Annotated in this window: 1 pseudogene; it reads left to right on the forward strand. The window is 70.3% G+C overall.

The annotated features are described in order from the left end of the window. Window positions 1–11: 11 nt before the first annotated feature. A pseudogene (locus HUW62_RS48025) lies at window positions 12–229 on the forward strand (hypothetical protein); the annotation flags it as partial.

Genomic DNA, 229 nt, shown 5'->3' on the forward strand with positions numbered 1-229 from the left:
AGTCATTGCGCATGGCCCCTTCCGGCAACAGCCCCAGGACGAGCTTTGAACTCGTCTTCCACTTCCGCGACTTGGAGCGCCTCAGCCTCGTCGACGCGGCCACGGGCGACGCCCTCATCCGCCCCAGCGACAGGCTGGGGGCCCTCTACGACGTCACGGGCGCACTCGTGCAGGCCGTGAGGACGCCTCCCGGGCTGTACGTCACGGAGGCGCGCCCCACGGGCTTCGG

Source organism: Myxococcus sp. AM011 (genome assembly GCF_013372595.1).
Lineage (GTDB): Bacteria > Myxococcota > Myxococcia > Myxococcales > Myxococcaceae > Myxococcus > Myxococcus eversor.